Genomic DNA, 10278 nt, shown 5'->3' with positions numbered 1-10278 from the left:
GGCTCTTGGCGAGGTCCAGATGGCGAATGACGAAAAGCTCCTCAACTACCTCAAGCGGGTCACCGCCGATCTGCACCAGACGCGGGAGCGGTTGCGCAAGGCCGAGACGGCGACGGAGGAGCCGATCGCCATCATCGGCATGGGCTGCCGCTACCCGGGCGGTGTGACCACCCCCGACGGGCTGTGGGATCTGGTGGCCGACGGCCGGGACGCGATCGGCGGGTTTCCGGAGGATCGCGGCTGGGACCTGGAGAACCTTTTCGACGCCGACCCGGACGCCATCGGCACCTCCTATGTGCACGAGGGCGGCTTCCTCGCCGACGCGGCGGAGTTCGACGCCGAGTTCTTCGGCATCTCCCCACGGGAGGCGCTGGCCACCGACCCCCAGCAGCGGCTGCTGCTGGAGACCGCGTGGGAGACCTTGGAGAACGCGGGTATCGACCCGAGTTCGCTGGCGGACAGCGACGTCGGTGTGTTCACCGGCGTGGCCAACGGCGACTACGCGCTGACCGTCGACCAGGTGCCGGATGGATTCGAGGGGTATCTGGGGATCGGGGGCGCGGGCAGCATCGCGTCCGGGCGTATCTCGTACTCGCTCGGTCTGCTCGGCCCGGCGGTCAGCCTGGACACCGGCTGCTCCTCGTCGCTCGTGGCGATGCACCTGGCCGGCTATGCGCTCCGGTCCGGGGAGTGCTCCATGGCGCTCGCCGGTGGTGTGATGGTGATGGCCACCCCCGGTGGCTTCGTCGGATTCTCCCGGCAGCGCGGACTGGCGCGCGACGGGCGCTGCAAGTCCTTCGGCGAGGGCGCGGACGGCACCAACTGGTCCGAGGGTGTCGGTCTGGTGCTGCTGGAGCGGCTGTCGGACGCCCGCCGCAACGGCCACGAGGTGCTGGCCGTCATACGTGGCACCGCCGTCAACCAGGACGGGGCCAGCAACGGCCTCACCGCACCCAACGGCCCCTCCCAGGAACGAGTGATCCGGCAGGCACTGGCGAACGCCGGTCTGACAGTGGCCGATGTGGACGCGGTCGAGGCCCACGGCACCGGCACCAGTCTCGGCGACCCGATCGAAGCCCAGGCCCTCCTGGCCACGTACGGCCAGAACCGTCCGGAGGACCTGCCCCTCTGGCTGGGCTCCATCAAGTCCAACATCGGCCACACGCAGGCGGCGGCGGGTGTCGCGGGCGTCATCAAGATGGTCCAGGCCATGCGGCATGGCGTACTGCCCAGGACACTCCACGCCGACGAGCCCACCAGCAAGGTGGATTGGTCTTCGGGTGCGGTCTCGCTGCTGTCCGAGGCCCGGACGTGGCCGGAGACGGGACGCCCGCGCCGCGCCGGGATCTCCTCCTTCGGCGTCAGCGGGACGAACGCACACGTGATCCTGGAGCAGGCACCGGAAGTCACCGTGGCTGAGGCGGACACGGACGAGGCGGGCACGCCTGGGCTGGTGGCCACCGGCGGGGTGGTGCCATGGATGCTGTCCGCCAAGACCCCGGCAGCGCTACGGGCGCAGGCAGGGCGCCTGGTCAGCCACCTGGAAGCGGGGGACGCTCCGCGTGCGGTGGACGTGGGCTGGTCACTGGCCACCACCCGCGCCGCCCTGGAACACCGCGCGGTCATCCTCGCCACGAACACAGAAAGCGGCACGGCAACCGCCCGCGCCCTGGCAGAAGGACGGCCCGACCCACTCCTGATCACCGGACACACCGGGGCAGAGGGCAAGACCGTCTTCGTCTTCCCCGGCCAAGGCGCCCAATGGGTAGGGATGGGGGCACAGCTCCTCAAGACCTCGCCGGTCTTCGCCGAACGCCTCCACGAATGCGCCGAGGCCCTGGCCCCGTACACCGACTGGTCGCTGATCGACGTCATCACCGGCGCACCCGACGCGCCCTCGCTCGAGCGTGTCGATGTCGTCCAACCCGCCACCTTCGCCGTCGTCGTCTCCCTCGCCGCCCTCTGGCAATCCGTGGGCATCCACCCCGACGCCGTCATCGGCCACTCCCAAGGCGAAATCGCCGCCGCCTGCGTCGCCGGGCACCTCAGCCTTACGACCGCCGCCAAAATCGTCACCCTGCGCAGCCAGACCATCGCCCACCACCTCGCCGGACACGGCGGCATGATGTCCCTCGCCGCCCCCGCCGACACCATCGACCTCACCCCCTGGCACGGCAAACTCTGGATCGCCGCCCACAACGGCCCCAACGCCACCGTCATCGCAGGCGACACCGACGCCCTCCACCAACTCCACACCCACTACACCGACCAAGGCACCAGGGCCCGCATCATCCCCGTCGACTACGCCTCCCACACCGGACACGTCGACACCATCAAAGACCAGCTACACCACGTACTCGCAGACGTCACCACCCAGCCCGGCACCACCCCCTGGCTCTCCACCGTCACCGGCCAATGGATCGAACCCGACACCCTCGACCACGGCTACTGGTACCGCAACCTCCGCCAAACCGTGCAATTCGAGCACACCATCCGCACCCTCGCCGACAACGGCTACCACACCTTCATCGAAGTCAGCCCCCACCCCGTCCTCACCACCGCCATCCAAGAAACCCTCGAAACCACCAACACACCCCACACCACCGTCACCGGCACCCTCCGCCGCGACGACGACACCCCCACCCGCTTCCTCACCCACCTCGCCCACCTCACCACCCACGGCCACACCCCCAACTGGACCACCCTCTACACCACCACCAACCCCCACCCCACACCCCTCCCCACCTACCCCTTCCAACACCAGCACTACTGGCTCCCCCGCGCCTCCAACGCAGGCGACATCGCCTCGGCCGGTCTCCACGACCCCGCGCATCCGCTGCTCACCGCCGCCGTCCACCTCCCCGACACCGGGGGCACCGTCCTCACCGGGCGCCTCTCCCTGGCCACTCACCCCTGGCTGGCCGACCACACCGTGTCCGGCGCCGCACTCCTCCCCGGCGCCGCGATGGCCGAACTCGCCATCCGCGCCGGAGACGAGACCGACACCCCCACCCTGGAAGAGCTGGTCATCGAGCAGCCACTGGCCCTGCCGGACAGTGGCTCCCTGGACATCCGGGTGGTCGTGGGCGGCCCCGACGAGTCCGGACGCCGGGACGTACGCATCTACTCGCGCGCCGAGGAAGGTGCCCAGTGGACGGAGCACGGCACCGGCACGCTGACTCAGGACACCACCGCTCCCCCGCCGCCCGCCGTGGCCGAATGGCCGCCCGCCGGCGCCGAGCCGGTGGCCGTGGAGGGCCTGTACGAGCAGATGGCCGAGGGGGGCTACGACTACGGGCCGACCTTCCAGGGCCTGAAGGCGGTCTGGACCCGCGACGGCGAGGTGTTCGCGGAGGCCACGCTGCCGGAGGAGCAGATGGAGGCCGCCGGCCGGTTCGGCATCCACCCGGCGCTGCTGGACGCCGCACTGCACGCGAGCAACTACTGCCTGCCCGGGGAGCCCGGCAGCCGCATGCTGCTGCCGTTCGCGTGGAACGACATACGCCTGCACGCCACCGGTGCCACCTCGGTGCGCGTCCACGCCCGTTACACCGAGGACAGCGGACTCTCCGTGGGCCTGGTCGACGCGGCCGGAGGGCTGGTCGCGTCGATCGGCTCGCTGATACTGCGGGAGGTCGACGCAGGGCAGCTCGAAGCGCTGACCTCCACGTCGCTGAACGACGCTCTGTGGACGGTCACCTGGACCCAACACAGCACCGCCACCGCCACCGCCACGGACGAGGTCCCGTGGGGCACCCTCGGGGACGTCTCCCCCGCCCTCGCTCCCGCCGAAGCCCCGGCCTTCGCCGATGTCACAGAGGTCGCCGAGGCCGAGGACCGGCCCACCCTGATCGTCGCCGACACCACCGCGTGGGATGCGCGCGGCACCGACCCCACCATCCGCGCACGCGAGTTGGCCACCCGGGCGCTGGACCTGTCGCAGGAGTGGGTGACGCTGCCCGAGCTGTCGGACACACGGCTGGTCATCCTCACCCGCGGTGCGATGGCCGTACACGACTCCACCGACGTCACCGACCCCGCCGCGGCGGCGATCTGGGGTCTGGTCCGCTCGGCCCAGTCCGAACACCCCGGCCGTTTCCACCTCATCGACACCGACGGCCACTCGGACCAGGCACTGCCCACCGCGCTCACCACCGACCAGCCCCAACTGGCTCTCCGCGACAACATCCTCTGGGCGCCTCGGCTCACCACCGCACCACCCACCACCACTCCGGCCCAGCCACTCCCCCTCGACCCCGAGGGCACCGTCCTGGTCACCGGCGGCACCGGAACCCTCGGTGCCCTCACCGCCCGCCACCTCATCACCCACCACGGCGCCCGGCACCTGGTGCTCACCAGTCGCCAGGGGCCCGACGCCCCCGGTGCGGCCGAACTCGCCACCGAACTCACCGAACTCGGCGCACACGTCCGCATCGCCGCCTGCGACACCGCCGACCGCGACCAACTCACCACCCTCCTCGCCGACATCGAGGCCGGCCATCCCCTCACCGCCGTGGTCCACACCGCGGGAACCCTGGACGACGGCATCCTCACCGCACTCACCCCCGACCGCCTCGACACCGTCTTCCGCCCCAAAGTCGACGCCGTCACCCACCTCCACGACCTCACCCGCGACCACGACCTGACCGCCTTCGTCGTCTACTCCTCCGCCACCGGCACCCTCGGCACCCCCGGCCAGGCCAACTACGCCGCCGCCAACACCTACATCGACGCCCTCATCCAGCAACGCCACGCCGCCGGGCTCCCCGCCACCTCACTCGCCTGGGGCCTGTGGGAAACCACCAGCGCCCTCACCGCCACCATGAACACCGAGGACCGCCGGCGCACCCACCGCGGCGGTGTCGCACCCCTCACCGACGACGAGGGTCTCGCCCTCCTCGACCGGGCCCTGGCCACCACCGACCCCCACCTCGTCCCGATCAAGATCAGCCCGGCCGCGCTTCGGGCCGACGACAAGGCACAGCCCGTTCCCCCGCTGCTCCGCCATCTCGTACGGCGCCCCACGCGCCGTACGGCCCACACACCGGCTCCCGCCGACACGTCGTCGCTCATGCAGCGGCTCGCCGCCCTCGACCACGGCGAACGGCTGCGCCGCCTCACCGAGCTCGTCCGCACCGAGGCCGCCGCCGTGCTCGGACATACGACGATCGACAGCATCGGGCCGGACCAGCCCTTCCGGGAGATCGGGTTCGACTCGCTGACAGCGGTGGAACTGCGCAACCGCCTCAACGCGGCCACGGGGCTGCGGCTCCCCGCGACCGTGGTGTTCGACTACCCGACCGCCGCGGTCACCGCCGGGTATCTGCGGGACGAGCTGTTCGGGTCGACGCAGGCGGCTCCGGCCGCCGTCAGCGGGCCGGGGGCCGACACTGACGACCCCGTGGTCATCGTCGGCATGGCCTGCCGGCTCCCCGGACGGGTGACCGACCCGGACGGGCTGTGGCGGCTGGTGGCCGACGGGGAGGACGGTATCGGGGCGTTCCCCACCGACCGCGGTTGGGACCTGGACACGCTGTTCGACCCGGACCCGGACCGGGTGGGCACGACCTATGTGCGCGAGGGCGGGTTCCTGGAGGGGGCCACCCGGTTCGACGCGGACTTCTTCGGCATCTCCCCACGTGAGGCCGTGGCGATGGACCCGCAGCAACGGCTGCTGCTGGAAACCGCGTGGGAGACCTTCGAGCAGGCCGGTATCGCCCCGGGGTCGGTGCGGGGCAGCGACACGGGTGTGTTCGCCGGGCTCATCTACCACGACTACGCGACGAACGCCGGTGAGCTGCCCGAGGGGTCGGAGACCTATCTGAGCACGGGGAAGTCGGGGAGCGTGGTGTCCGGGCGGGTGGCCTACGCACTGGGCCTGACCGGCCCCGCGGTGACGGTGGACACGGCGTGCTCCTCCTCGCTGGTGGCCGTCCACTGGGCGGCCAAGGCAGTGCGCGAGGGTGAGTGCTCGATGGCCCTGGCCGGGGGTGTGACGGTGATGTCGACTCCGGACGGGTTCGTGAGCTTCTCGCACCAGCGCGGCCTCGCGCCGGACGGCCGCAGCAAGTCCTTCAGCGAGGGCGCCGACGGCACCACCTTCAGCGAAGGCGTCGGGCTGGTGCTGCTGGAACGGCTCTCCGAGGCTCGCCGCAACGGCCACGAGGTGCTGGCCGTCATCCGCGGCACGGCGGTCAACCAGGACGGCGCCAGCAACGGCCTCACCGCACCCAACGGGCCATCGCAGCAACGCGTCATCCGGCAGGCCCTGGCCAACGCCGGACTGTCCCCCTCGGACATCGACGCCGTTGAAGCGCACGGCACCGGCACCGCCCTCGGCGACCCCATCGAAGCCCAGGCCCTCCTGGCCACCTACGGCCAGAACCGCCCCGCCGACCAACCCCTCTGGCTGGGCTCGCTCAAATCCAACATCGGCCACACCCAGGCCACTGCGGGGATCGCGGGCGTCATCAAGATGGTGCAGGCCATGCGGCACGGCGTACTGCCCAAGACACTCCACGCCGACGAGCCCACCACCAAGGTGGACTGGACATCGGGCGCGGTATCCCTGCTCACCGAGGCCCGGCCCTGGCCGGAGACGGGACGGCCCCGCCGCGCCGGTGTCTCTTCCTTCGGCGTCAGCGGCACCAACGCCCACCTCATCCTCGAACAGGCCCCGGAAGAAGCGGCGGTCGAAACGGAGACCACGGAACCGGAGGTCCCCGGGCTGGTGGCCACAGGAGGTGCGGTGCCGTGGGTGCTGTCCGCCAAGAGCCCGGCGGCGCTACGGGCGCAGGCCGAGCGGCTGATCACCCACCTTCGCGCCCACCCCGACACCGACCCGGTGGATGTGGGCTGGTCACTCGCCACCACCCGCGCCGCGCTGGAACACCGCGCGGTCATCCTCGCCACCGATCTCGACCAGGCGACGGCCGCCCTCACCGCCCTCAGCGAAGGGCAGCCCCACCCCAACCTGGTCACCGGGGAGACCGGCACCGACGGGAAGACCGTGTTCGTGTTCCCCGGCCAGGGCGCCCAGTGGACGGGGATGGGAGCCCAGCTCCTCGACACCTCCCCTGTTTTCGCCGCCCGCCTCCACGAGTGTGCCGAGGCCCTCGCCCCCTACACGGACTGGAACCTCATCGACGTCATCACCGGCGCACCCAACGCCCCCTCACTGGACCGCGTCGACGTCCTCCAGCCCACCACCTTCGCCATCATGGTCTCCCTCGCCGCACTCTGGCAGGCCAACGGCATCCACCCCGACGCCGTCATCGGCCACTCCCAAGGCGAAATCGCCGCCGCCCACGTCGCCGGACACCTCACCCTCCCCACCGCCGCCAAAATCGTCACCCTCCGCAGCCAAACCATCGCCCACCACCTCACCGGACACGGCGCCATGATGTCCGTCCTCACCACCCAAGAATGGGCCCAGGAAGCCCTCACCCCCTGGCAAGGACGCCTGTGGATCGCCGCCGTCAACGGCCCCGCCTCCCTCTCCATATCCGGAGACCCCGACGCCCTCAACGAATTCGGCAAAACCCTCTCCAAAGCCAAAATCTACCGATGGCAACTCCCCGGCGTCGACTTCGCCGGACACTCCGGACACGTCGACACCATCAAAGACCAGCTCCACCAACTGCTTGACGACGTCACCGCCACACCCGGCGAAGTCGCCTGGATGTCCACCGTCGACGCCGACTGGACCAACCCCACCCACATCACCCCCCACTACTGGTACCGCAACCTCCGCGACACCGTCCGCTTCCACCAAGCCACCCAAGCCCTCCTCAACCAGGGCTACCGAACCTTCATCGAAGTCAGCACCCACCCCGTCCTGACCACCGCCATCCAAGACACCACCGAAACCCACCCCGACACCCCCACCACCATCACCGGCACCCTCCGACGCGACGACGACACCCCCACCCGCTTCCTCACCCACCTCGCCGAACTCTCCACCAACGGAATACCGGTGAACTGGGCGGCCCTGTTCGCCGGGTCCGGAGCCCGTAGGGTGCCGCTGCCCACGTACGCCTTCCAGCACCGGCACTACTGGCTGGAGCCCGCCAGGACACCGACGCGGGCCGAGACCGCCGACAGCTCCCTGTGGGCGGCCATCGAGGACGGAGACGCGCAGTCCCTGGCGCGGGATCTCGAGGTGGACGCGGCGGCCCTGGGCACGGTGCTGCCCGCGCTGGCCTCCTGGCGCCGGCGCAGCCGGGAGGACAGCCTCACCGACGCGTGGCGGTACCGGGTCGGCTGGACCCGGGTGGCCGCGGCCACCCCGCGACTGTCGGGAAGGTGGCTGGTGCTGGTCCCGGCCGTACGGGCCACCTCGGCGCGGGTCCGCTCGGTGCTGGACGGACTGGCCGCGCGGGGCGCGGAGGTAGTGGCCGCCGAGGTCTCCGAAACCAGCCGGGAGGCGCTGGGCGACCAGGTCAAGTCGGCGGACGGCTGCGCCGGGGTGGTGTCCCTGCTCTCGTGGGACGACCGCGCCGACACCGAGTACGGCACCGTGTCCGTGGGCACAGCGGCCACGCTGGCGGTGGCGCAGGCGCTGCGGGACCACGGCGTCACCGCACCGCTGTGGTGCGTCACCAGTGGCGGGGTCGCGGTGGCCGGTGAGGCGGCCGACCCGGTGCAGTCGGCGGTGTGGGGATTCGGCGCCGTGCTCGGGCTCGACCACCCGGACACCTTCGGCGGCCTGATCGACCTGCCGGCCGAAGGGGAGGGCGACGACGAGGAGTTGCCGGACGGACTGTTCGCGGCGCTGTGCTCCCCGGAGGGGGAGGATCAGCTCGCGGTGCGCGCCGAGGGGCTGTTCGCCCGCCGGATGCTGCGGGACCGGGACGGCTCGGGCAGCGCCTGGAAGCCGCGTGGCACCGTGCTGGTCACGGGCGGCACCGGCGGGCTCGGTTCGCATGTGGCGCGCTGGCTCGCCGCGAGCGGGGCGGACCATGTGGTGCTGCTCAGCAGGCAGGGCGGTGACGCGCCGGGCGCGGCCGAACTGGTGGCGGACCTGGCAGAGGTGCGGGTCACGGTCGCGGCGTGTGATGTGACCGACCGGGACGCCGTGGCCGCGGTGCTGGCGGAGGCCGAGCGGACACATCCGCTGACCGCGGTGGTGCACACGGCCGGTGCGGGTCTGCTCCCGGCTCCGGTCACCGAGGTGACCGCCGAGGAGTTCGCCACGGTGACGGGTGCGAAGGTGCGTGGCGCGCTGGTGCTGGACGAGCTCGTCGGCGACCGGGAGCTGGACGCGTTCGTGTTGTTCTCCTCCGGCGCCGGTGTCTGGGGCAGTGGCGGCCAGGCCCCGTACGCGGCGGGCAATGCGTTCCTCGACGGGCTGGCGCAGCGCCGCCGCGCCCGGGGTCTCGCGGGCACGTCGGTGGCGTGGGGCGGCTGGGGCGGCGGTCTCGGCATGATCGACGCCGACGGCGGCGACCAGTGGCGTCGTATCGGGATCCTGCCGATGGACCCGGCACCCGCGCTGCGTGCGATGGCGCGTGCCGTGGGCGGTGGCCCGCCGAATGTGATCGTCGCCGACATCGACTGGGCGCGGTTCGTACCGGGATACACGATGGCCCGGGAGCGGCCGCTGCTGCGGCAGTTGCCCGAGGTCGCCGAGCTCCTGGCGGCGGACACGCCGGGCGGGGGCACGTCGCGGCGCGAGGTGCTCCTGCACAGCCTGGCCGAGCTGACCGGCCCGGAGCAGGAGGCGTTCCTGACCGACCTGGTGCGGCGCGAGGCGGCGGCCGTGCTCGGGCATGCCGACGGTGACGCGGTGGAGCCGGAGCGCGCGTTCAAGGACACCGGGTTCGACTCGCTGACCGCGGTGGAGCTGCGCAACCGGATCAACGCGGCCGCCGGGCTCCAGCTCTCCCCCACAGTGGTGTTCGACTATCCGAAACCCACCACGCTGGCGAGGAAGCTGCGTACGGAGCTGGTGCCCACCGCGGACGAGACCGTGGACGGGATCGGGGGCGGGCTCGGAGGCGGCGGAGCCACCGACGCGGAGGGCCGCGAGCGGAAGATCCGGCGGGTGCTGGCCTCCGTGCCGTTGCGCCGATTCCACGAGCTGGGGGTGCTGGACGCGCTGGTGCGCCTCGCGGACTCCACGGCCGGTGAGCCGGGCGAGCTGAGTGGCCTGACCGATATGAGCAGCGCCGCCGAGGCGGAGAACGCCGCGATCGCGGAGCTGGACGCCGACGAGCTGGTGAGCCGGGCGATGCGCGGCACGACCTTCGGAAACGACTGACGCCGCGGTTGCGGAGA

At 71.7% G+C, this 10278-nt stretch carries 1 pseudogene; it reads left to right on the top strand.

Going from position 1 to position 10278, the window contains the following annotated elements:
• Positions 1 to 58 precede the first annotated feature (58 nt).
• Positions 59 to 10261 (top strand): annotated as a pseudogene (locus tag ACZ6TD_RS39820) (type I polyketide synthase); the annotation flags it as partial.
• Between the last annotated feature and the right edge of the window lie 17 nt (positions 10262 to 10278).

The organism is Streptomyces yongxingensis (assembly GCF_055597465.1).
The sequence above is the reverse complement of the archived record's forward strand: the minus strand, read 5'-3'. Positions and strand labels throughout refer to the sequence as shown.